At 62.1% G+C, this 22,848-nt stretch carries 20 protein-coding genes; 9 read left to right on the top strand and 11 right to left on the bottom strand.

Annotation, left to right across the window (positions count from 1 at the left end; translation table 11 throughout):
* Window positions 1-170: 170 nt before the first annotated feature.
* From KSS96_RS26340 to KSS96_RS26325, 4 genes are all read right to left on the bottom strand, one after another.
* Window positions 171-1,139: a FecR family protein gene (locus KSS96_RS26340; protein WP_065879364.1), complete on the bottom strand. Its 969-nt coding sequence runs from the start codon at window positions 1,137-1,139 to the stop codon at window positions 171-173.
* Window positions 1,136-1,654, bottom strand: coding sequence for an RNA polymerase sigma factor (locus KSS96_RS26335; RefSeq protein WP_017530762.1), 519 nt, complete (start codon window positions 1,652-1,654; stop codon window positions 1,136-1,138). The genes KSS96_RS26340 and KSS96_RS26335 overlap by 4 nt, the downstream gene beginning before the upstream one ends.
* Before the next feature lie 100 nt (window positions 1,655-1,754).
* Entirely contained in the window at window positions 1,755-2,462 is a 708-nt protein-coding gene (locus KSS96_RS26330) for a 3'-5' exonuclease (protein ID WP_017530763.1), read from the bottom strand.
* Window positions 2,459-4,381: a putative nucleotidyltransferase substrate binding domain-containing protein gene (locus KSS96_RS26325; RefSeq protein WP_026067493.1), complete on the bottom strand. Its 1,923-nt coding sequence runs from the start codon at window positions 4,379-4,381 to the stop codon at window positions 2,459-2,461. The genes KSS96_RS26330 and KSS96_RS26325 overlap by 4 nt, the downstream gene beginning before the upstream one ends.
* A gap of 246 nt (window positions 4,382-4,627) precedes the next feature.
* Here KSS96_RS26325 and KSS96_RS26320 point away from each other — a divergent pair, with 246 nt between their 5' ends.
* Window positions 4,628-5,074, top strand: a complete 447-nt coding sequence (locus KSS96_RS26320) for a response regulator (RefSeq protein WP_017530765.1) — start codon at window positions 4,628-4,630, stop codon at window positions 5,072-5,074.
* Between the two features lie 111 nt (window positions 5,075-5,185).
* On the opposite strand, the gene KSS96_RS26315 is transcribed toward KSS96_RS26320, so the two are convergent.
* A complete protein-coding gene (locus tag KSS96_RS26315) occupies window positions 5,186-7,363 on the bottom strand; it encodes a malate synthase G (protein ID WP_017530766.1) in 2,178 nt (725 codons plus the stop codon).
* Window positions 7,364-7,630: 267 nt separating this feature from the next.
* Between KSS96_RS26315 and KSS96_RS26310 the strand changes: the two genes are divergently transcribed.
* Window positions 7,631-8,143, top strand: coding sequence for a glycine cleavage system transcriptional repressor (locus tag KSS96_RS26310; RefSeq protein WP_068935657.1), 513 nt, complete (start codon window positions 7,631-7,633; stop codon window positions 8,141-8,143).
* A 111-nt stretch (window positions 8,144-8,254) separates the two neighbouring features.
* Here the strand turns inward: KSS96_RS26310 and rarD are convergent, their stop codons facing one another.
* The 5 genes from rarD to KSS96_RS26285 form a co-directional block, all read right to left on the bottom strand.
* Window positions 8,255-9,139, bottom strand: a complete 885-nt coding sequence (rarD, locus tag KSS96_RS26305) for an EamA family transporter RarD (protein ID WP_017530768.1) — start codon at window positions 9,137-9,139, stop codon at window positions 8,255-8,257.
* 117 nt (window positions 9,140-9,256) lie between these two features.
* Window positions 9,257-10,231: a serine/threonine protein kinase gene (locus tag KSS96_RS26300; RefSeq protein ID WP_017530769.1), complete on the bottom strand. Its 975-nt coding sequence runs from the start codon at window positions 10,229-10,231 to the stop codon at window positions 9,257-9,259.
* 169 nt (window positions 10,232-10,400) lie between these two features.
* Complete coding sequence (locus KSS96_RS26295) at window positions 10,401-12,299, bottom strand: PhoX family protein (RefSeq protein WP_065879366.1); 1,899 nt, start codon at window positions 12,297-12,299, stop codon at window positions 10,401-10,403.
* Window positions 12,300-12,381: 82 nt separating this feature from the next.
* On the bottom strand, window positions 12,382-13,146 hold the full coding sequence (locus KSS96_RS26290) for a TOBE domain-containing protein (RefSeq protein ID WP_065879367.1): 765 nt from the start codon (window positions 13,144-13,146) through the stop codon (window positions 12,382-12,384).
* Between the two features lie 52 nt (window positions 13,147-13,198).
* The gene (locus KSS96_RS26285; RefSeq protein ID WP_065879368.1) at window positions 13,199-13,936 is read right to left on the bottom strand and encodes a ComFC family protein; all 738 of its coding nucleotides are present in this window, start codon (window positions 13,934-13,936) and stop codon (window positions 13,199-13,201) included.
* Between the two features lie 92 nt (window positions 13,937-14,028).
* Here KSS96_RS26285 and bioB point away from each other — a divergent pair, with 92 nt between their 5' ends.
* The 7 genes from bioB to KSS96_RS26250 all read left to right on the top strand — a co-directional run bounded on the left by bioB (window position 14,029) and on the right by KSS96_RS26250 (window position 21,062).
* Window positions 14,029-15,084, top strand: a complete 1,056-nt coding sequence (gene bioB / locus KSS96_RS26280) for a biotin synthase BioB (RefSeq protein ID WP_065879369.1) — start codon at window positions 14,029-14,031, stop codon at window positions 15,082-15,084.
* A gap of 82 nt (window positions 15,085-15,166) precedes the next feature.
* Window positions 15,167-16,336: an 8-amino-7-oxononanoate synthase gene (gene bioF / locus KSS96_RS26275; protein ID WP_017530774.1), complete on the top strand. Its 1,170-nt coding sequence runs from the start codon at window positions 15,167-15,169 to the stop codon at window positions 16,334-16,336.
* On the top strand, window positions 16,329-17,060 hold the full coding sequence (locus KSS96_RS26270; protein WP_065879370.1) for an alpha/beta fold hydrolase: 732 nt from the start codon (window positions 16,329-16,331) through the stop codon (window positions 17,058-17,060). The genes bioF and KSS96_RS26270 overlap by 8 nt, the downstream gene beginning before the upstream one ends.
* A complete protein-coding gene (gene bioC / locus KSS96_RS26265) occupies window positions 17,053-17,865 on the top strand; it encodes a malonyl-ACP O-methyltransferase BioC (RefSeq protein ID WP_017530776.1) in 813 nt (270 codons plus the stop codon). Before KSS96_RS26270 ends, bioC begins: the two co-directional genes overlap by 8 nt.
* Window positions 17,862-18,542, top strand: a complete 681-nt coding sequence (gene bioD / locus KSS96_RS26260) for a dethiobiotin synthase (RefSeq protein WP_017530777.1) — start codon at window positions 17,862-17,864, stop codon at window positions 18,540-18,542. The genes bioC and bioD overlap by 4 nt, the downstream gene beginning before the upstream one ends.
* Window positions 18,543-18,647: 105 nt before the next feature.
* On the top strand, window positions 18,648-18,929 hold the full coding sequence (locus KSS96_RS26255; protein ID WP_017530778.1) for a hypothetical protein: 282 nt from the start codon (window positions 18,648-18,650) through the stop codon (window positions 18,927-18,929).
* 327 nt (window positions 18,930-19,256) lie between these two features.
* Window positions 19,257-21,062 carry a phenylacyl-CoA dehydrogenase gene (locus tag KSS96_RS26250; RefSeq protein ID WP_017530780.1) on the top strand — a complete coding sequence of 602 codons (1,806 nt, stop codon included), beginning with the start codon at window positions 19,257-19,259 and terminating at the stop codon, window positions 21,060-21,062.
* A gap of 82 nt (window positions 21,063-21,144) precedes the next feature.
* Here the strand turns inward: KSS96_RS26250 and KSS96_RS26245 are convergent, their stop codons facing one another.
* Window positions 21,145-22,734 carry a hypothetical protein gene (locus KSS96_RS26245; protein ID WP_065879371.1) on the bottom strand — a complete coding sequence of 530 codons (1,590 nt, stop codon included), beginning with the start codon at window positions 22,732-22,734 and terminating at the stop codon, window positions 21,145-21,147.
* Window positions 22,735-22,848: the final 114 nt, after the last annotated feature.

The raw sequence follows: 22,848 nt of genomic DNA, 5'->3' as shown, positions 1-22,848 counted from the left end.
AAATATTTCTCAATTGCCTAGGTGCCGAACGAGAAGCGAAAAGTGATAGGGCAGGGTGAAATTTTTTTGTGGTGTGTTTGAGGGGCTCATCGGGGGCAAGCCCCTCCCACACACATCAAAATGTGGGAGGGGGCTTGCCCCCGATAGCGATAGCCCAGGCGCCGGAAAACCTAAGGCTTACCTTTGACCACCACCCACCACGGTGTGTGTTGCTCGATGCGCACCGGCAGGGTGGGCAGCAGGGCGTTGAGCGCCAGGGTGGTGTCGTGCAGCGGGAAGCTGCCGGTGATGCGCAGGTCGGCCACGTTTTTATCCACAGCCAAATAACCGCTGCGGTAGCGGCTGAGCTCCTCGACCACATCCTCCAGACGGGCGTTGTCGACCACCAGCATGCCGCGGGTCCAGGCGTCTGTGGCGGGGGTGACGGCAAGCGCAGGGCCAAGGCCATCGCTGCGCATCAGCACTTGCTGGCCTTCCTTGAACACCTGTTCCTGGTGCAAGGCCTGTGGTTGCGCCGCCACCGCCGATTGCAGGACGCTCAAGCGCGTGGCGTCGTCTTCGCGCTTGACGATAAACCGTGTGCCCAGCGCCCGCAGGCTACCGTCGCGGGTCTGCACGTAGAACGGGCGCGCATCGTTGTGGCCGGTCTCGACGAAGATTTCGCCTTCCTGCAACACAATCAGCCGGCGTTGCTCATCAAAACGCACGTCGATGGCGCTATGGGTATTGAGGTTGATCCGGGTGCCATCGGCCAGTTTCAGCGTGCGCTGCTCGCCGGTGGCGGTGCGCTGGTCGGCCAGCCAATAGTGGATCGGTACGTAGCGTTCGCCGGCGAACAACGCCAAGCCGCACACCAGCGCGATACTGGCAAGGCCGGTGCCCAACTTGCGCACACGCTGGCGGATGCCCTCACGCGACTGCAACAACGCCGCCCGCGCCGGGCCCGAGGCCACGCGAAAGCGCTGGTCGAGCATGCCCAACTGGCGCCAGGCACGGGCGTGCTCTTCATTGCTGGCCAGCCATTTGCCGAACTCTTCGCGCTCCACGGCGCTGCCGTCGCCTGAATCCAGAGACAGCTGCCAGGCAATCGCCGCGTCCAGCACCCGGGCCGAGACCGGCTTGGAACCGCTGATGCTCACGACGGCTCGCCATACAGCGCGATGTAGCACTGGCGAATGCCCTGGGCCAGGTACTGGCGCACACGCGGCACCGATACCCCCAGGCGCTGGGCGATTTGCGCGTGGCCCAGGCCGTCGAGGCGGTTATAGAGGAAGGCGGCGCGGGCCTTGCTGGACAGTTTGCCGAGCAGGCGGTCGATGGCCTTGAGGTCTTCGAGGATCAGTTGTTGTTCTTCGGGCGAGGGGTGTTCGCTGGGCGGGATCAACATCAATTCGCTGAGGTAGGCCTGCTCCAGGGCTGCGCGACGGAAGTAGTCGAACAACAAGCCTTTGGCGATCGCCACCAGAAATGCGCGGGGCTCGCGCGGGGCGCGCAACTCGTCACGGCCGAGCAGGCGCATGAACGTGTCCTGGCTCAGGTCTTCGGCGCGGCTGGGGCAGGCCACATTGCGTCGCAGCCAGGCCAGCAGCCAGCCACGATGGTCGCGGTACAACGCGCCAACAAGCTCACTGTGTGGGTTCTGGACCGACGACAAGGCATCACCGAATAAACAAGAGGTTTAAACTAACGAGAATTATTCGCGATTGTGTCAGAGGCGTGGGAAGGGCGCAATTGGCGTCTGTCGGGAGATGAGATTAAAACGATGGCGCTTGTTTACGCCGTTTCCATTGGCTCAAACGCGTGTGCAGCGCGTGGGGGGTGTCGATGTGGTGCCGGCGCGCGCGACTGAACAGGATGAGCATCAGCTCGGCTGTGGCCAGGGCATCGGCGCTGGCGTGATGGCGTTCGCCCACCTGCAGGTTGAAATGCTTGATCCAGTCGTCCAACCCGGCTTCGCGGATGTGCGCCTCGGGGCACACCAGCGGGGCGATGTCGGCCACATCGAGGAACGGATGAGCCAGGCGATAACCCAGGCTGTCCTTGAGTGCGCGGCCGAGCATGTGCTGATCGAACGGCGCATGGAACGCCAGCAGCGGGCTGTCGCCGACAAACTCCATGAAGTCCAGCAAGGCTTCGACCGGATCGCTGCCGGCGGCGATGGCGCTGGGGCCCAGGCCGTGGATCAGCACACTGGGGCTGAGTTTGGTGTCGGTGCGCTGCAAGGTGCGTTCGAACAACTGGGAAAAATCCACCGCGCCGTCTTCGATCACCACCGCGCCGATGGACAGCACCTGGTCGCGGTTGAGGTTCAGGCCGCTGGTTTCCAGGTCCACCACCACCCAGCGTTGGGTGCGCAACGCACTGTCGCCCAAGGCGATGGGCTTGGGCAGTTGCTCCAGGCGCCGCTGTTGCGCCGCATCCAGCCTGGGTTTGGTTGTGCGCAACCAACTGAACAGGCTCACAGTTGGTACCGCAAGGTCAGGCTGCTTTGCAGGCGTTGGGCCTGGCGCAGGGATTCACGCAGGATGCGCCGGTCCAGATGGTTAAGGCTGTCGGGGTCGACGCGGTTGGAATACGGCTGGTTCTCGCGGGTTTGCAGTTGGTGCTGTTGCATGCGGGTTTGCTGGATAAAGTGGTACGCCTCTTCATAGGCGGCGCCGTCCAGCGGTTCGATGACTTCCTTGATCACCAACTGGCGCAGGCGCTCCAGGGTGTTGTTGGCACGGATGCCATTGGCCAGGGCCAGCAGGCGCGCGCCGTCGACAAACGGTGTGAGGCCTTGCACCTTGAGGTCCAGCGTGGCCTTTTCGCTGCCTTTGCGCGTCAGCACAAATTCACGGAAGCGGCCCACCGGCGGGCGCTGGCGCAAGGCGTTCTCGGCGAGCATGCGCTGGAACAGCCGGTTGTCCGCCACCTGGTCCAGGATGCCTTGGCGCAACTGCTCGCAGCCGTGTTCGTCGCCCCACACCACGCGCAGGTCGAAATAGATGCTTGAACCCAGCAGGTTCTCCGGCGTCGCTTCGCGAATAAACGCCGCAAAGCGTCGCGCCCATTCGGCCCGCGACAAGCACAACTCGGGGTTGCCGGCCATGATATTGCCCTTGCACAGGCTGAACCCGCACAGTGCCAGGCTCTGGTTGATCTGCTGCGCCAGGGGCAGCAGGCGCCCGCGGATCTCGGCGGCTTCCACCGCATCCTTGGCTTCGAACAGAATGCCGTTGTCCTGGTCGGTGTACAGCGTCTGCTCACGACGGCCTTCGCTGCCGAAACACAACCAACTGAACGGCACGCCAGGGTCGCCTTTTTCGGCAAGGCTCAGCTCGATCACCCGGCACACGGTGTGATCGTTGAGCAGCGTAATGATGTGGGTGATCTGGGTGGACGACGCGCCATGGGCCAGCATGCGTTCCACCAATTGGCCGATCTCGCCGCGCAGCGCCACCAGGTGCTCTACCCGTGGCGCATTGCGGATGGTGCGGGCCAGGTGCACCAGGTCGACGCGCTGCAGGGAAAACAGGTCGCGTTCGGACACCACGCCACACAAGCGCTGGTCCTTGACCAGACACACATGGGCGATATGCCGCTCGGTCATGGCGATGGCGGCGTCGAACGCGCTGTGATCCGGCGTCAGGAAGAACGGCGCCTGGGTCATGTGCGCGGCGATCGGCTGGCTGAAATCGCCGGTGCCATCGGCCACCACCTGGCGAAGGTCGCGCAAGGTGAAAATGCCCAGTGGCGCCTTGTGTTCGTCGACGATCACGATGCTGCCCACTTGCTGCTCGTGCATCAGCGTCACCGCTTCGCGCAGCGGTGTGTCCGGGTTGCACGTGACCGGGTGGCGCATGGCCAATTCGCCCAGGCGGGTGTTCAAGGAGTATTGCGTGCCGAGGGTTTCCACGGCCTTTTGCTGCACCTGCTGGTTGACCTGGTCCAGCAGGCTGCTGACGCCGCGCAGGGCAAAGTCGCGAAACGGGCTGGAGAGGGCAAACAGCTTGATAAAGGCCGGTTTGTTCAGTTGCAGGCAGAAGGTGTCTTCGGCGGCCTTGTGCTCGGTGCGCGTGGCGCGTTCACCCAGGAGCGCGGCGAGGGGGAAACATTCGCCGGTGGTGATTTCGAAGGTGGTGTGCTCCGAGTCCGGTCGCTCGCCCACCACACGACCTTGCTTGACGATATAAAAGTGCTCCACCGGTCCCCCGGACGGCTTGAGAATGCTCTCGCCGGGGCCGAAAAAGCGTAACTGGCACTGCTCGACCAGAAACGCCAGGTGCGCGTTTTCCATCTGGTTGAACGGGGGGAAGCGTTGCAGGAATTGCAGGGTGCCGTGGATGTTCTGCAACACGGCGGTTTTACCCGCCTGCGTGAAAGCATCAGCTTTACTCATAACAGTGACCGCAGTTTTTTTGTCGTTATCGTCCTGCATGGTCGACTCCTGCGCGGCGGGTGCCCATTGGACGTAAGTCTAGGTCGCTGCAAACGGCGTGAAGCTAGGGAAAAACCTTACGTGAATATCGTCCAAACCCCGTAGAACACCTACTAGGCAAAGTTTCCGACGAAAGGCACATTGATCGTCCTTCAGCAGATGTCTGACGAGTGTGCTGTGAGAGTGATGAGAGCTGCTGAGAACCGTATGTCCGACCACGATATTTTGAGTGATGCCGAGCGCGAGGCGCTGAGCGCCGTGATGCTGGAGCCTGATTTGCCGCCACAACGTGTGCTGATCGTTGACGACGATAAAGACGCGCGCGAACTGCTGGCTGAAATCCTGGGCCTCGATGGCATTCGCTGCATGACCGCCGACAGTGGCGAGAGGGCGTGGGACTTGCTGAAGTCCAGCAGCTCGATCGGTTTGCTGATCACCGACCTGCGCATGGCGCCGAGCAATGGCCTGGAGTTGATTCGCCAGGTGCGCGAATCCACCCGCGCGGCGTTGCCGATCATCATCATATCGGGGGATGCGGAAGCGCCAGACGTGATTGATGCGATGCATTTGAGTGTGGTGGACTTTTTGCTCAAGCCGATTGATAGCGTGAAGTTGGCGAAGCTGGTCAAGCGGGAGTTGGGGATGGTGTCCTGATTCTGTGGTGACTGTAAGGGCCTCATCGGGGGCTTGCTCCCGATAGGGCCAGACCAGCCACCACAGCCCCCCAAAGAAAAAGCCCTGATCTCACGATCAGGGCTTTTTCATTTACAGGCCGTTTTTAGCCTTGAACTCCCGACGCCGGCGGTGCAATACCGGCTCGGTATAGCCATTGGGCTGTTTGGTCCCTTCAATCACCAACTCCACCGCTGCCTGGAACGCGATGTTGCTGTCGAAATCCGGCGCCAGTGGGCGGTACAACGCATCCCCGGCGTTTTGACGGTCTACCACCGGTGCCATGCGCTTGAGGCTTTCCATCACCTGGGCCTCGGTGACGATGCCGTGACGCAGCCAGTTGGCGATGTGCTGGCTGGAAATTCGCAGGGTGGCGCGGTCTTCCATCAGCCCTACGTCGTTGATGTCCGGCACTTTCGAGCAGCCGACGCCCTGGTCGATCCAGCGCACCACATAGCCGAGGATGCCCTGGGCGTTGTTGTCCAGCTCGTTGCGGATTTCTTCTTCGGACCAATCGGTGTTGCTGGCCAGGGGGATGGTCAGGATGTCATCCACCGAGGCGCGCTCGCGTTTGGCCAGCTCGGCCTGGCGCGCGAACACGTCGACCTTGTGATAGTGCAACGCATGCAGCGCGGCGGCCGTCGGAGACGGTACCCACGCCGTGTTGGCGCCGGCCAATGGGTGGGCGATTTTCTGTTCGAGCATCGCCGCCATCAGGTCGGGCATCGCCCACATGCCTTTACCGATCTGTGCGCGACCTTGCAGGCCGGTGCTCAAGCCGATATCGACGTTCCAGTTTTCGTAGGCGCCGATCCATTTTTCCGCCTTCATCGCGGCCTTGCGCACCATCGCGCCGGCTTCCATGGAGGTGTGGATTTCATCGCCGGTGCGGTCGAGGAAGCCGGTGTTGATAAACACCACGCGCTCACTGGCGGCCTTGATGCAGGCCTTGAGGTTGACCGTGGTGCGGCGTTCCTCGTCCATGATGCCGACTTTGAGCGTGTTACGCGGCAGGTTCAGCACCTCTTCGATGCGGCCGAACAGCTCGTTGGTGAACGCGGCTTCTTCGGGGCCGTGCATCTTCGGCTTGACGATGTACACCGACCCGGTGCGGCTGTTCTTGCGGCTGCTGTTGCCGTTGAGGCTGTGGATCGCCGCCAGGCTGGTGAGCAGGCCGTCGAGGATACCTTCGGGCACTTCGTGGCCGTCTTTGTCGAGGATCGCGTCGATGGTCATCAGGTGGCCCACGTTGCGCACGAACAACAGCGAGCGGCCGTGCAGGGTCACGTCCTGGCCGTCCACGCCGGTGTAGACGCGGTCGGGGTTCATGGTACGGGTGAACGTCTTGCCGCCCTTGGCCACCTCTTCAGCCAGGTCGCCTTTCATCAGGCCGAGCCAGTTGCGGTAGATCACCACTTTGTCGTCGGCGTCCACGGCGGCCACGGAATCTTCGCAGTCCATGATGGTGGTCAGCGCGGCTTCCATCAGCACGTCTTTGACGCCGGCGGCGTCGGTCTGGCCGACCGGGGTGCTGGCGTCGATCTGCAGTTCGAAGTGCAGGCCATTGTGTTTGAACAGGATCGCGATCGGCTCGGCCGCGGGGCCCTGGAAGCCGATCAACTGGGCGTCATCACGCAGGCCGCTGTTGCTGCCGCCCTTGAGGCTGACGATCAACTTGCCGTCGACGATCTTGTAGCCGGTGGAGTCGACGTGGCTGCCGGCGCTGAGCGGGGCGGCTTCGTCGAGGAAGGCGCGGGCGAAGGCGATGACTTTGTCGCCGCGCACTTTGTTATAGCCCTTGCCCTTCTCGGCGCCGTCGGCTTCGCTGATGGCATCGGTGCCATACAGCGCGTCATACAGCGAGCCCCAACGCGCGTTGGAGGCGTTGAGGGCGAAGCGGGCATTCATCACCGGCACCACCAGTTGGGGGCCGGCCATGCGTGCGATTTCATCATCGACGTTTTGGGTCGAGGCGTGGAAATCCGCGGCTTCTGGCAGCAGGTATCCAATGTCTTGCAGGAAGGCTTTGTAGGCCACCGGGTCATGAGCCTGGCCGGCATGGGTCTGGTGCCAGGTATCGATCCGCGCCTGGAAATCGTCGCGTTTGGCGAGTAGGGCTTTGTTCTTCGGGGCCAGGTCGTGGATGACCTTGTCGGCACCGGCCCAGAACTGCTCGGCAGTGACGCCGGTACCGGGAATGGCTTCGTTGTTCACGAAGTCGAACAGGACTTTGGCGACCTGCAGGCCACCGACTTGAACGTGTTCAGTCATCTCTTGCCTCACTCTGCGGAGCTTATGCGCTGTTTCAGATTTTCATTATGTAGTGCTCGGTTGGGCATACTACATGATGACTTGCGGTTGTGAAAATTAGACTAAATACGTCGTTTAGCGACCCACTTTGGTCGTACGGTCACAGCGGAGAACCGGATGTTCTCAAAAAACTATTGGATTGTTCCAGATAAATATAAAAATGGTACACGATTTGTTTTCGAGGGCCGCCGGGTCCACCTTGTAGATTGAATTCCAGAGGGCTTCGCCATGGACCATCTTGTACTCACAATTATCGCCGCCGACAAACCCGGCCTGGTTGAACGCATCGCGCAGAACATCGCCGCCCACGGTGGCAATTGGCTGGAAAGCCGCATGGCCCATATGGCCGGGCAGTTTGCCGGGATCCTGCGGGTCAGCGTGCCTGCGCAGAACCGTCAGGCACTGGTGGGTGCGTTGGAAGACTTATCCACACACGGCATCCGTGTGCTGGTGGGTGAGGGCAGCACCGGGCAGGCCCTGGCGTCCAAACCGATTGTGATGACGCTGGTGGGCAATGACCGCGCGGGCATTGTGCGTGAGATCACCGCGCTATTGAGCAAGCAGGGCGTGAATCTGGAGCGCTTGAACACCGATGTGCGGCCGGCGCCGATGAGTGGTGACCCGCTGTTCAACGCCGAGGCGCTGCTGCAGGTGCCGTCGACGTTATCCCTGGATAAGTTGCAGGACTGCCTGGAAACCTTGGCCGATGACTTGATGGTAGAGCTGCGCAACGAGGAATAGTCCGCCCGCAAGGTTATGCATGGAAATCTTGCATGGGCCTGTGGATAACCTTGGGGTGGATGCCTGCAAGCCACGTTGGCTGTGGCTCGCAGAGGGTTGTGCATTATTTGATCAGCGCTTGCGTACCGTCAGCCAGGCATCCACGCTGTAGACCACCAGGCCGGCCCAGATAAAGGCAAAGGCGAGCAGCGTGCTTGGCGCCAGGTGCTCGCCGAACAGCAACACCGCTTCCAGCAACACCAGGGTGGGCGCCACGTACTGCAAAAAGCCCAGGGCCGTGTAGGGCAAATGCCGCGCGGCGGCGTTGAAGCACACCAGCGGGATCAGCGTCACGGGGCCGGCGGCCACCAGCCACCAGGCTTCGGAGGTGCTCCAAAATGCAAGCTGTGCGCTGTGGGCGCTTGGGTTGAACAGCAACCACGCAACGGCAATCGGCACCAGCATCCAGGTTTCCACGACCAGCCCCGGCAGCGCCTTGACCGGCGCCTGCTTGCGGATCAAACCGTAGAAACCAAAGGTCAGCGCCAATGCCAGCGACACCCACGGCAGGCTGCCGACCTGCCACACCTGTTGCGCCACGCCCACCGCGGCCAGCCCGACGGCTACCCATTGCAGGCGGCGCAGGCGTTCGCCGAGCAGCAACATGCCGAGCAGCACATTCACCAGCGGGTTGATGTAGTAACCCAGGCTCGCCTCCAGCATGCGCCCGGTATTGACCGACCACACATAGGTCAGCCAGTTGGCCGCAATCAGCGATCCGCTCAAGGCCAGGATTGCCAGGCGCCTGGGGTTGTCGCGCAGCTCGCGGAACCAGCCGGGGTGTTTCCATACCATCAGCAGCAAACCGCCGAACAACGCCGACCACAGCACGCGATGCACGATGATCTCGGCGGCGGGTACGCTGGCGATGGCTTTGAAGTAGAGCGGGAACAAGCCCCAGATAACGTAGGCGCTAAGGCCCAGGATGTAACCCTTGCGGGGGTTGGCGGCGTGCATTGCAGAGTCCTTGCTTAGGCAGCTAACAAGGCGCGATTGTAAGGATATTTGTCTATTGGTGGGATCTGCTTTGCTTTATGTGGGAGGGAGCAAGCCCCCTTCCACCTTAAAAAGCAGTCAGAAGAGCTTCAGCGGTTCTTCGTTAAGTGCCGAAAGCTGTTCGCGCAACGCCAGCACCTGATCCCCCCAATACCGCTCACTGCCGAACCACGGAAAGCTGTGCGGAAACGCCGGGTCGTCCCAACGCCGCGCCAGCCAGGCGCTGTAGTGCATCAGGCGCAACGCGCGCAGGGGTTCGATCAGCGCCAATTCACGCGGGTCGAAGTCATGGAATTCCTGGTAGCCGTCCATCAATTCCGACAACTGCCCCAGGCATTCCTGACGGTCGCCGGCGAGCATCATCCACAGGTCCTGGACCGCCGGGCCCATGCGGCAGTCATCCAGGTCGACGATATGGAACATCTCGTCACGGCACATCATGTTGCCGGGGTGGCAATCGCCGTGCATGCGGATGTTCTTGTGCGGCGTGGCCTTGTACACCTCTTCCACGCGCTTGAGCAGGTCACGGGCCACGGACTCGTAGGCTGGCAGCAGGCTTTTGGGAATGAAATTGCCTTCGAGCAGGGTGGTGAGGGAGTCGTGACCGAAGTTCTTCACCCCCAGCGCTTCGCGGTGTTCGAACGGGCGGGTGGAGCCCACGGCGTGCAGGCGACCGAGCAATTGCCCGAGGCGATACAACTGGTCGAGGTTGCCCGGTTCCGGCGCGCGGCCGCCACGGCGCGGGAACAGGGTAAAACGGAAACCCGCGTGTTCGAACAGGCTTGCGCCGTTGTGGATAAGGGGCGCCACCACCGGCACGTCGCATTCGGCCAGTTCAAAGGTAAAGCGGTGTTCTTCGAGGATCGCCTCGTTGGTCCAGCGCTGGGGGCGATAGAACTTGGCGATCAGCGGTTCTGAGCCTTCGATGCCCACCTGATACACGCGATTTTCGTAGCTATTAAGCGCCAGGATGCGGGCATCGCTGAGGAAACCGATGCTGTCGACAGCGTCGAGGACCAGGTCGGGAGTGAGTGTTTCAAACGGGTGGGCCATGCGAACTCCTGCGCGCAGCAGGGCGCCGCGTCCGGCCCGGTATGGTAACGCACCGGGCCAGAGATAGGTGGTGGCTGTGCGATTGCCATCGGGAGCAAGCCCCCTCCCACACTTTGATTTGTGAATACAGTTCAAATGTGGGAGGGGGCTTGCCCCCGATGAGGCCGTGTCAGGCGCCGACGACCCCGCCGTCATCCCGCCGAATCACCATCACCGACGAGCGCGGCTTGCCGTTCGGCAAATGTTCCGGCCAGGTCGAACCGCCGGTTTCACCGGGATGCTGGATCCCCACAAACAGGGTTTTCTGATCCGGCGAGAAGCTGATCCCCGTGACCTCACATGCCACCGGGCCCACCATGAAGCGGCGGATTTCGCCAGTGCCTGGGTCGGCGCAGAGCATCTGGTTATTGCCCATCCCCGCGAAGTCGCCGGCGTTGCTGTAGTCGCCATCGGTGAGGATCCACAAGCGCCCGGCCTTGTCGAAGCCCAGGCCATCGGGGCTGTTGAACATGTTTTGTGGGTTGATGTTGGACGAGCCGCCCTTGGGCTTGCCGGCATGTACCCCAGGGTTGCCAGCCACCACGAACAGGTCCCAACTGAAGTCAGCCGCGCCGTGGTCATCGGCATTGGCCTTCCAGCGCAGGATCTGGCCGTAGACGTTCTTTTCGCGTGGGTTGGGGCCGCCCACCGGCTGGCCGTCTTCGCCGCGCTTGGCGTTATTGGTCAGGGTGCAATAGACCTGGCCGTCGGTGGGGCTGACCACGATCCATTCCGGGCGGTCCATGCGCGTGGCTTTGACCACGCTGGCGGCCAGGCGCGCGTGGATCAACACTTCGGCCTGGCTGGCAAAGCCGCTGCTGGCGTCGATGCCGTTTTTGCCGTGGGTGAGTTCCACCCATTGGCCCTTGCCCTTGGGGTGGTCGACGTCGCCGTCGCCCGCGTCGAAGATCGCCACATACAAGGTGCCGTGGTCGAGCAGGTCCTTGTTGGCCTTGGGGTTCTTGTGGTTGATCTTGTCGCGGCTGACGAATTTGTAGATGAACTCACCGCGCTCATCGTCGCCCATGTACACCACGGCACGGCCGTCGCGGGTTTCGGCCAGCGCTGCGTTCTCATGTTTGAAGCGGCCCAGGGCGGTGCGTTTGGTCGGGGTGGATTGCGGGTCGAACGGGTCGATTTCCACCACCCAGCCGTGGCGGTTGAGTTCGTTGGGGTGCTTGGCCATGTCGAAGCGCGGGTCGTGCAGGTGCCAGTTGATCTCTTTGCTGGCGGCGACCACGCCGTAGCGTTTCTGCCCGGCATCGAATGCTTGCTGTGGGTTGCTGCTGCCGAAGCAGTCGGTGAAGTTCTCTTCACAGGTCAGGTACGTGCCCCATGGCGTTTTGCCGTTGGCGCAATTCTGGAAGGTGCCGAGGACTTTTTTGCCGGACTTGTCGGCGCTGGTTTTCAGCCATTCGTGGCCGGCGGCGGGACCGCTCAGGCGGATCGGCGAGTTGCCGTGGATGCGCCGGTTGTAGCGCGAGTCCTGGACGAACTGCCAGGTGTCGCCCTTGCGCCGTATTTCGATCACCGACACGCCTTCGCTGGCCTGGGCCTTGCGCACGTCTTCGGCCGACTGCGGCGCGCCACCGTGGGCATAGAGGTAGCGATAGTTGGTGTATTCGTTGTTGATCGCCATCAGCGCGCGGTTGTCGTCACCGGGGAAGGCGAACAGGCTCATGCCGTCGTTGTTGTCGCCGAACTGCTGTTCCTGGGCCTTGGCCGTGCCGTTGCCGGACGGGTCAAAGGCCGGGGCGCTCTTGTGCAGCGGCTGGCCCCAACTGATCAGCACCGAAGCGCTGTAGCCCGGCGGCAGGGTGATGGTGTCGCTGGTGGCGGCGGCGATGCTGGTGAAACCCAGCAGCGGGCTGGCGGAGGCCGCGTTTACGGCCAGGGCGCTGCGGCTGAGCAGGTTGCCGCCCAGGAACATCGCGGCACCGCAGAGTGCGCCGGCACCGATAAAACGACGGCGGGTGAGGCCGACCATCTGTTCGAGGTCGGTGGCTTGGTTCTCTTCTAACAGGCTCATCACGGGCTCCTTGAGTGCTTTTTGCAAACACCTTAAGCAGCCGTCGTGACGAAATTGTTGCAATTTGAAGGCAGTGTGCAACTTACACGGGGGTGCCGAGCAAGACCTGGCTGGGGGCGAATTGCACCTGGACCGTCTGACCTTCGGTGGTGCCCAGTGCGTTCAGCGCGTCCGGCGGCGCCAGGGCGCATAAAACCAGGCCGTTGGGCAGGGTGATGCGCACTTCGCTGGGGCCGTCCTCGGCGGTGAGAATGGCGGCGACGATGCCGCTCATACAATTGTGTCCAAGTGTTGCGGCTGCCTGCGGTGCCAGCAGTTCCAGCCAACCGGCCTTGATCAAGGCGACGACTTCCACGCCCAACTCCAGCTCCAGCCGCTGCGTGCTGTCGTGGGTGATCTGCGCCTCGAGGGTCAGCCCGCCCGTCAGTTGCAGGCGCACCAAATCGTTGCGGCCTTGGCGTTGAATCGCAACGACCTGGCCATGCAGCTGGTTACGCGCGCTGGTGCGCAGCATCAGGCGGCCGAGCAGGTTGAAGTCACTGGCCGCTTCGTCCGAACCCAGCACTTGGGCCTGCACCGCTTGCAGGCGCTGATAGAGGCGCAGTACCCGTTCACCTTCGACCGTGAGCCTGGCGCCGCCGCCGCCCTTGCCGCCGACGCTGCGTTCGACCAGCGGTTTTTGCGCCAGGTTGTTCAACTCGTCGATGGCGTCCCAGGCGGCCTTGTAACTCAAGCCAGCGCTTTTGGCGGCGCGGGTAATGGAGCCCTGCTCGGCGATATGCGCAAGCAAGGCAATGCGCTGCGGGCGGCGGACGATATGTTGGCTGAGCAGGGTGGGTAGAGACATGGGCATACGCTGTGTGGGGATGAGCGGACGTTGCGGGCGCGGGGCGGCAGAGTCAAGTGTCTGGCTTTGGCGTGCGCGCCAGGCAGTACACGTCGACCTGTCGCGCGCCGGCATGGATCAACAACCGCGCCAGGCTGTGGGCAGTGGCGCCGGTGGTGAGTACGTCGTCCACCACGGCAAAATGGCGGCCTTGCACCTGGGCGCCGGCGGCCAGGGCAAAGGCGCCGAGCAGGTTGCGTTTGCGGGTCTTGGCGTCGAGGGCTTGTTGCGCGAGGGTTTCATGGGGGCGCAGCAGCAGGTGTTCATCGCAGGGGATATTCAGGTCGGCGCTGAGCCAGCGCGCCAACATCAGCGCCTGGTTATAGCCACGTTCGCGCAGGCGTTTGCGCGCCATGGGTACCGGCAGCAGGGCGTCCGGGCGTGTGAGGGCAGTGTTGTCGAAGCGGTGTTGCACGTGTTGCCCCAATAAACGGCCGAGCATATGCCCGAGCGGCCAGCGCGCCTGGTGTTTGAAGCGGCTTATCAGACGGTCGACGGGAAAGCTGTAGGCCCAGGGGGCGATCACCTGTTTAAACGCCGGCGGTTGCTGTTGGCACTGGCCGCAGACCAGGCCGTCCATCGATAAGGGCAGGGCGCAGACTTCGCAGTGTTCCATCAGCCAGGGCAGTTCGGTCTCGCAGGCGTTGCAGACCGAGTCGGCGGTTTCAGTGGGCTCATCGCAGATCAAACAGTTCTGTTTGTTTTTTGACCAGATGTAAACCTGGTATTTGCGCTTCAGTTGACAGTGCATGGATCTTCCTTAAATATGCCGAGCATCCGTGTCGCGCCTGTGGGTATTGCCCTTCCCGCAGCGCCTGTCAAAGCATAATCAAGGAATCGCCCATGAGCGCCAGCACCACTGCCACCCTGCGTCACGATTGGTCCCTGGCCGAAGTCAAAGCACTGTTTGTGCAACCGTTCAATGACCTGTTGTTCCAGGCGCAGACCGTGCACCGCGCGCATTTCGACGCCAACCGGGTGCAGGTGTCGACGCTGCTGTCGATCAAGACCGGCGCCTGCCCGGAAGATTGCAAATATTGTCCGCAGTCGGGCCACTACAACACCGGCCTGGAAAAAGAAAAACTGATGGAAGTGCAGAAGGTCCTCGAAGAGGCTGCCCGCGCCAAAGCCATCGGTTCTACGCGCTTCTGCATGGGCGCCGCCTGGAAGCACCCGTCGGCCAAAGACATGCCCTACGTGTTGCAGATGGTCAAAGGCGTGAAGGCCATGGGCCTGGAAACCTGCATGACCCTCGGCCGTCTCGACCAGGACCAGACCGAAGCCCTGGCCCAGGCCGGCCTCGACTACTACAACCACAACCTCGATACCTCGCCGGAATTTTACGGCAGCATCATCACCACCCGTACCTACAGCGAGCGCCTGCAAACCCTGGCCTATGTGCGTAATTCGGGGATGAAGATCTGCTCGGGCGGCATCCTCGGCATGGGCGAGTCCCTCGACGACCGCGCCAACCTGCTGATCCAGTTGGCCAATCTGCCGGAGCATCCGGAGTCGGTGCCGATCAACATGCTGGTGAAGGTGGCCGGTACGCCGTTGGAAAACGCCGAGGACATCGACCCGTTCGACTTTATCCGCATGCTGGCGGTGGCGCGCATTCTGATGCCGCAATCCCATGTGCGCCTGTCGGCCGGCCGTGAAGCGATGAATGAACAGATGCAGGCGCTGGCGTTTTTCGCCGGGGCGAACTCGATCTTCTATGGCGACAAACTGCTGACCACCGCCAACCCGCAAGCCGACAAAGACATGCAACTGTTCGCGCGCCTGGGCATCCTGCCGGAAGCCCGTGAAGAGCATGCCGACGAAGTGCACCAGGCGGCGATCGAACAGGCGTTGGTGGAGCACAAGAGCAGCGAGCAGTTTTACAACGCCGCTGTTTGACCCAAATGCAATTCAAATGTGGGAGGGAGCAAGCCCCCTCCCACATGTTCTACCGCGAACATCCTGCTGAATCGAGGCCTGCATGTCTTTCGATCTCGCCGCGCGCCTCGCTGCCCGCCGTGCCGAACATCTTTACCGTCAACGTCCTCTGCTCCAGAGCCCCCAAGGCCCGCAAGTGGTGGTAGACGGGCAGCCGCTGTTGGCGTTCTGCAACAACGACTACCTGGGGCTGGCCAATCACCCGCAAGTGATCGAAGCCTGGCGCGCCGGTGCATCTCGTTGGGGCGTGGGCGGTGGCGCTTCGCACCTGGTGGTCGGGCACGCCATGCCGCACCACGAACTCGAAGAAGCCCTGGCCGACCTGACCGGTCGCCCGCGTGCCTTGCTGTTTACCACCGGTTACATGGCCAACCTGGGCGCGGTCACCGCATTGGTGGGGCAGGGCGATACGGTACTCGAAGACCGCCTTAACCATGCCTCGCTGCTGGATGCCGGCTTGCTGTCGGGTGCGCGGTTCAATCGCTACCTGCATAACGACGCGGCCAGCCTGGCCAAGCGCCTGGAAAAAGCCACCGGCAATACCCTGGTGGTCACCGACGGTGTGTTCAGCATGGATGGCGACCTGGCCGACCTGCCCGCGCTGGCGCGCGAAACCAAGGCCAAGGGCGCCTGGTTGATGGTGGATGACGCCCATGGCTTCGGCCCGCTGGGGGCCAACGGTGGTGGGATCGTCGAGCACTTTGGCTTGAGCCAGGACGATGTACCGGTATTGGTCGGCACGCTTGGCAAGGCATTCGGCACCGCCGGTGCGTTCGTGGCGGGCAGTGAAGAGCTGATCGAAAGCCTGATCCAGTTCGCCCGGCCGTACATCTACACCACCAGCCAACCGCCGGCGCTGGCCTGCGCCACACTCAAAAGCCTGGAGCTGCTGCGCACCGAGCATTGGCGGCGTGAACACCTCAACGGCCTGATTCGCCAGTTCCGCCAAGGGGCCGAGCAGCTTGGCCTGAACTTGATGGACAGCTTCACCCCGATCCAACCGATCCTGGTCGGCGACAGCGCCAGAGCCGTGCGTTTATCGCAGAGGCTGCGCGAGCGCGGCCTGATGGTCACCGCGATCCGCCCACCCACCGTGCCCGCCGGCGGTGCGCGGTTGCGCGTGACGTTGACGGCGGCCCACAGTGAAGCGCAGGTGCAGCTATTGTTGAGCGCATTGCAAGCGTGTTTGCGCCTGGAGCCTGCCCATGCGTAATCGACTGGTATTGCTGCCCGGCTGGGGCCTTGGCGTATCGCCGCTGGAACCATTGGCCGCCGCCTTGCAGGGCCTGGATGAACACCTGCACGTGCAGATCGAGCCGTTGCCTGCGCTGGGCTCCTGCGACCTGGAAGAATGGCTCGATGAACTTGACGCGACCTTGCCGGACAACACCTGGCTGGGCGGCTGGTCCCTCGGCGGCATGCTGGCCGCCGAGTTGGCGGCACGGCGCGGCGAGCGTTGCTGTGGCCTGGTGACCCTGGCGAGCAACCCGTGTTTTGTTGCCCACGAGGGCTGGCCGGATGCGATGCCCGCCGAGACGTTCGATGCGTTCCTCAGCGGTTGCCACGCTGACTCGCAAGTCACTCTCAAACGCTTTGGACTGCTGTGTGCCAAAGGCGCCGCCGACCCTCGCGGGCTCTCGCGTTTGCTGGTCAGCGGCGCCCCGCATACGGCCCCCCATGTATTGATGCCGGGTTTAGAGTTACTCGCTCAATTGGACACGCGTGAGGCCTTGCTCGCCTATCGCGGCCCGCAGTTGCACCTGTTTGCCGCTATGGACGCGTTGGTGCCCGCGCAGGCGGCCAGTGCGCTCTTGGCATTGTTGCCCGATGTAGAAATCGGCCTGATTGAACAAGCCGGTCACGCTTTTCTTCTGGAGGACCCTCACGGTGTGGCGGAGGCCATCCAGGCTTTTTTGCATGAGTGTGTTGATGACTGATCTCTCCCAACCTTCACTGCCGGGCGCCTTGCCGGACAAGCTCCGGGTGGCGGCCTCGTTCTCCCGTGCGGCAGCCAGTTACGACAGCGTCGCTCAATTGCAGCGAGCGGTGGGGCACGGCCTGCTGTCGCGTTTGCCGTCGGCGGGGGCGCCACAACGTTGGCTGGATATGGGCTGCGGCACAGGTTACTTCAGCCGTGTGTTAGCTGAACGCATGCCCGCGAGCCAAGGCGTGGCGCTGGATATTGCCGAGGGCATGCTTGCTCATGCGCGGCCTTCAGGTGGCGCGCAGCACTTCATTGCCGGTGATGCGGAACGCTTGCCGCTGAAAGCTGACAGCTTCGGGCTGCTGTTCTCCAGCCTGGCGGTGCAATGGTGTGCGAACTTCGACGCAGTGCTGAGCGAGGCCTATCGGGTGCTGCAGCCGGGCGGCGTATTGGCGTTTGCCAGTTTATGCGTGGGCACGCTGGATGAACTGCGCGAAAGCTGGCGCGCCGCCGATGGCCTGGTGCACGTCAACCGTTTCCGTACCTTCGAGGCTTACCAGCAATTGTGCGCGGCCAGCGGTTTGCGCGTGGTCAGCCTGGAGCGCCAGCCCCATGTGCTGCATTACCCCGATGTGCGCAGCCTGACCCACGAATTGAAGGCCCTGGGCGCACACAATCTGAACCCAGGCCGCCCCGGTGGGTTGACGGGCCGCGCGCGAATTGCCGCATTGGTTCAAGCGTATGAGCAGTTCCGCCAGGCCCAGGGCCTGCCGGCAACGTATCAAGTGGTGTATGCCGTACTGGAGAAACCTCTATGAGCCCCGCTTATTTCATCACCGGCACCGACACCGATGTGGGCAAGACCACCGTCGCCGCCGGCCTGTTGCACGCGGCGCGCCAAGCCGGCAGAAGCACGGCTGCGGGCAAACCGGTGGCGTCCGGCTGCGCGCTGACGCCCCACGGCCTGCGCAACGACGATGCCCTGGCGCTGCTGGCGCAGTGTTCATTGCCGCTCAGTTATGCCGAGGTCAACCCCGTGGCGTTCGAGCCTGCCATCGCACCGCATTTGGCGGCGCGCGAGGCAGGGGTTGCGCTGACGGTGCAGTCGTTGCTCAAACCCATGCAGCAGATTCTGGCGCGCCAGGCCGATTTCACCTTGATCGAAGGCGCCGGCGGCTGGCGCGTGCCGTTGGCTGATCAGGCCAACCTGTCAGACCTGGCCATGGCGCTCAAACTGCCGGTGATCCTGGTGGTGGGCGTGCGCCTGGGTTGTATCAGCCATGCCTTGCTCACCGCCGAGGCCATCGCGCGGGATGGTTTGCAGTTGGCGGGGTGGGTGGCCAATATCATTGATCCCAAGACCTCTCGTCTGGAAGAAAACCTCGCCACCCTGGCTGAGCGGTTGCCGGCGCCGTGCCTGGGGCGTGTGCCCAAGCTCAAGCACGCCGGGGCTGAAGCGGTGGCGCACCACCTGCACCTGGATCTGCTTGACTGATTTTGGCTATCGCTAAGGCACTGTGCCATTATTGTTTTTGACGGGCATTTGGCCACGATCTCTGCTTCAATCACCGCTCACGATTCTGTAAAGGCAGGCTTAGCCATGGAAATCTCTGGAAGCAGCGCGTTTTATTCGGGCCTGAATACCATTCAGTCCGGGCAGAACCGTGTGGACCAGGCCGCCGGCAAGATCGCCAGTGCCGCCACCAGTCAGCCTTCGGATGCCCAGAATGATCGCCTGCAGGCGGTCAATCGCGGCCAACCGACCAACTCCGCCAGCAATATGGTGGAACTGGCCGAAGGCAAGTTCCAGGTCGAGCTGGGCGTCAAGGTGGCCAAGGCTTCGGACGAAATGCTCGGTACATTGATCGACACTTACGCCTGATCTGCCGGCGTTTGAACCTGTGGGAGGGGGCTTGCTCCCGGTAGCGGTACATCAGTCAAAGAGATATCGACTGACACGACGCTATCGGGAGCAAGCCCCCTCCCACATTTGCCCTGTTTTATTCTGATCCCTTTCTATACATCTCTCTGATGTGGCATCCAGCCTCAGGCTTTGTTGCGCCTGGGTTGATGTGTGTCATGACAAACGGCATCTGAGCGACGCTTGACATCCCCAGGTCGTAAACGTATGTTTCAAACACCTGTTTGACCGCCACAATAAATTCCACGCGGTTGTTCATTCCAGCTACATCAGCAGAGGTTTATCGCTATGCCTGACTACAAGGCCCCCTTGCGTGATATTCGCTTCGTTCGTGACGAACTGCTCGGTTATGAAGCGCACTATCAGAGCCTGCCGGCTTGCCAGGACGCTACCCCGGACATGGTCGATGCCATCCTTGAGGAAGGCGCCAAGTTCTGTGAGCAAGTGCTGGCACCGTTGAACCGCGTGGGTGACATCGAAGGGTGCACCTGGAGTGAATCAGGCGTTAAGACCCCTACGGGCTTCAAAGAAGCCTACAAACAGTTCGTCGAAGGCGGCTGGCCGAGCCTGGCCCACGACGTGGAGCACGGTGGCCAAGGCCTGCCGGAATCCCTGGGCCTGGCCGTGAGCGAAATGGTCGGCGAAGCCAACTGGTCGTGGGGCATGTACCCAGGGCTGTCCCACGGTGCGATGAACACCATCTCCGAGCACGGCACTCCCGAGCAGCAAGAGGCTTACCTGACCAAACTGGTGTCGGGCGAATGGACCGGCACCATGTGCCTGACCGAGCCGCACTGCGGCACCGACCTGGGCATGTTGCGCACCAAGGCCGAACCTCAGGCCGATGGTTCCTACAAAGTCTCCGGTACCAAAATCTTCATTTCGGCCGGTGAACACGACATGGCCGACAACATCGTCCACATCGTACTGGCCCGCCTGCCGGATGCACCGGCCGGCACCAAAGGCATCTCGCTGTTTATCGTGCCCAAGTTCCTGCCTAACGCAGACGGTTCGATCGGCGCGCGTAACGCGGTGAGCTGCGGTTCCCTGGAGCACAAAATGGGGATCCACGGTAACGCCACCTGCGTGATGAACTTCGATGCGGCCACCGGTTACCTGATCGGCCCGGCGAACAAAGGCCTGAACTGCATGTTCACCTTTATGAACACCGCGCGCCTGGGCACTGCTTTGCAAGGCCTGGCTCACGCCGAGATCGGCTTCCAGGGCGGCCTGAAGTACGCTCGCGACCGCCTGCAAATGCGCTCCCTCACCGGCCCGAAAGCGCCGGAAAAAGCCGCTGACCCGATCATCGTTCACCCAGACGTGCGCCGCATGCTGCTGACCATGAAAGCCTTCGCCGAAGGCAACCGTGCGATGGTGTACTTCACCGCCAAGCAAGTGGACATCGTCAAGTACGGCACCGACGACGAAGCCAAGAAACAGGCCGATGGCTTGCTGGCATTCATGACCCCGATCGCCAAGGCGTTCATGACCGAAGTCGGTTTTGAATCGGCCAACCACGGCGTGCAGATCTACGGCGGCCACGGCTTTATCGCCGAGTGGGGCATGGAGCAGAACGTTCGCGACAGCCGCATCTCGATGCTGTACGAAGGCACCACCGGTATCCAGGCGCTGGACCTGCTCGGCCGTAAAGTGCTGATGACCCAGGGCGAAGCGCTCAAGGGCTTCACCAAAATCGTGCACAAGTTCTGCCAGGCCAACGAAGGCAACGAGGCTGTCAAAGAGTTCGTCGCACCGCTGGCGGCACTGAACAAAGAGTGGGGCGAGTTGACCATGAAGGTCGGCATGGCCGCGATGAAGGACCGTGAAGAAGTCGGTGCCGCTTCGGTGGATTACCTGATGTATTCCGGTTATGCCTGCCTGGCGTACTTCTGGGCCGACATGGCACGCCTGGCGGCCGAAAAACTGGCCGCCGGTACCAGCGAAGAGGCGTTCTACACCGCCAAGCTGCAGACCGCGCGGTTCTACTTCCAGCGTATCCTGCCGCGTACCCGTACCCACGTGGCCACCATGTTGTCGGGCGCCAACAACCTGATGGACATGAAAGAAGAAGACTTCGGCCTGGCTTACTAAGCGTCGGCAGGGTTTCTTCCACAGCGTAAAAGCCGCCGCTCTTTCGGGAGCGGCGGCTTTTTTATGGGCGTGCGCCCAACCCTCAAGGCGTCGGAATGAAAGGCGTCCCGTCGCAATAGACGTTTCCGGGTAAAACCCCCCTGACTCGAACGGGCACCGGCGTAGATCGAATCTGTTGATTGGCGCTATTTAGCGTTGAGTAGCTGACATACATCACACCTCTGCCGATTACCCCCATAGTCGTCGAGTAGGGCACGTCGACGATAAGGCCTCGTGTGGGCGCATCGGCGGAAAGCACCACAGAAACTGTGACTGCTGGAACGATGACGTTTGAACCATCATCCTGCCGGCTCAGCGCGCAGGTCACGGTCAACGATCTGCCGGCAATCAAGAGTGTCGAAGCGGGGATAGACACCTGAATGAAACGATTCGAATAGGTTGCGCCCAAGGGCAGCGCTGAGTTGCAGTTGAGGTTGCCGTCAGCGTTCAGGTTTTGCACCACCGGCGGCGCCAACGTCATCAGGGCTGACAGGTTGAAGGTCAGGGTTCGGACGGGGCCGTTGAAGGCAACCCCGCGGCTGGTAACTCGAAACCCAACCTGAGCCGAGGTATCCGTGTTGGCGGCGCCCGGCAGCGTGGCCAGTATTTGCCCCGTCGAGACAGTGAACGGTAGCGGCAAGGGTTGCCCTGCGTAAGTCAAGGACGCCGTTACGACGGTGCCCGCCAGGGTCACGGCCACCGTGTCGCCGATTTGCAGGCTGGCGTTGTCCAGCCATACGTCCACCCCTGGCTGGCCACTTTGGTTGATGTCCCATTGGGTCACGGTGTTGTCCGGCGCAATCGCCAGAGGTATCCGTGGCATGGCGATGTTGGAAGGCGTCACGCGTATGGCAACTGTTACCTCGAGACTCAGCGAGTCCCGGGCGCGGTTGCCGCCCTGGTCAATGAGGCGGTAGGTCAGTTGTTGTGTGCCGTTGCCTCGGGCACGAATGATCGCCGCCGGCACCGGGATCATGCGCTCAGCCGGCACGTCAGACAGGGTGACGGGTGGGGTGTAAGGCACCGCCAGATGGATGTTGGTGTTGCCGTAGTAGAACACTGCACGCACATTTTTCTTATCGTTGATCTGTTCATGCTCGGGAATCCGAAACCAGACCGGGTCATTGTTGGCCAGGTACTCATCGGTAATCAGTGGCGTCGCCAGGTTCGCCGGCAACAGTGGGCGCGGTGGTGTGATGGAGAGATAACCAAAAGGTGGCGTTTTATGGACCCGCAAGAGCGTGCTGGTGGTGGCACGCAACACATTGTCACCGTCGTCCACGGTATAGGTGAGCCAATACTCGCCCTCGTTGCCTACAAAACGACGTGGCACGACGACCTCAATATCCCCGACGGGATAGGCCGGCAATACCGTGTACGAGAACACCTGGTATTCCCCCGGTGGCGGTAACTGCGCGTACACCCTGATGCTGATTGGACGAGACACGGGAGGGCCGGGTTGCGGCAGCGCCGGAATGCGAATTCGCAAGTCTTTTGCGGCCACCGACAGGGGGACCAGGCCGTCGGCATTGGCAATTGCATCCACCACGATCAGCGGTGGCAGCCTGGAAATGGCGTGACGAATCAAGAACGCTGAGCTTGTGCGCACAAAATCGGCAATGGCGGTTTCCATGGGAACGCTCCCTTGATGTTTGAAGGACACTCCCTTGTCCCGACTGCTCGATGGGCGCTTAGTGGGTGTAGCCAGTAAACACTGCAAACCCCTCGGCGGATACTGTCAGAACTA

This window comes from Pseudomonas asgharzadehiana, from assembly GCF_019139815.1.
Taxonomy (GTDB): domain Bacteria; phylum Pseudomonadota; class Gammaproteobacteria; order Pseudomonadales; family Pseudomonadaceae; genus Aquipseudomonas; species Aquipseudomonas asgharzadehiana.
The sequence above is the reverse complement of the archived record's forward strand: the minus strand, read 5'-3'. Positions and strand labels throughout refer to the sequence as shown.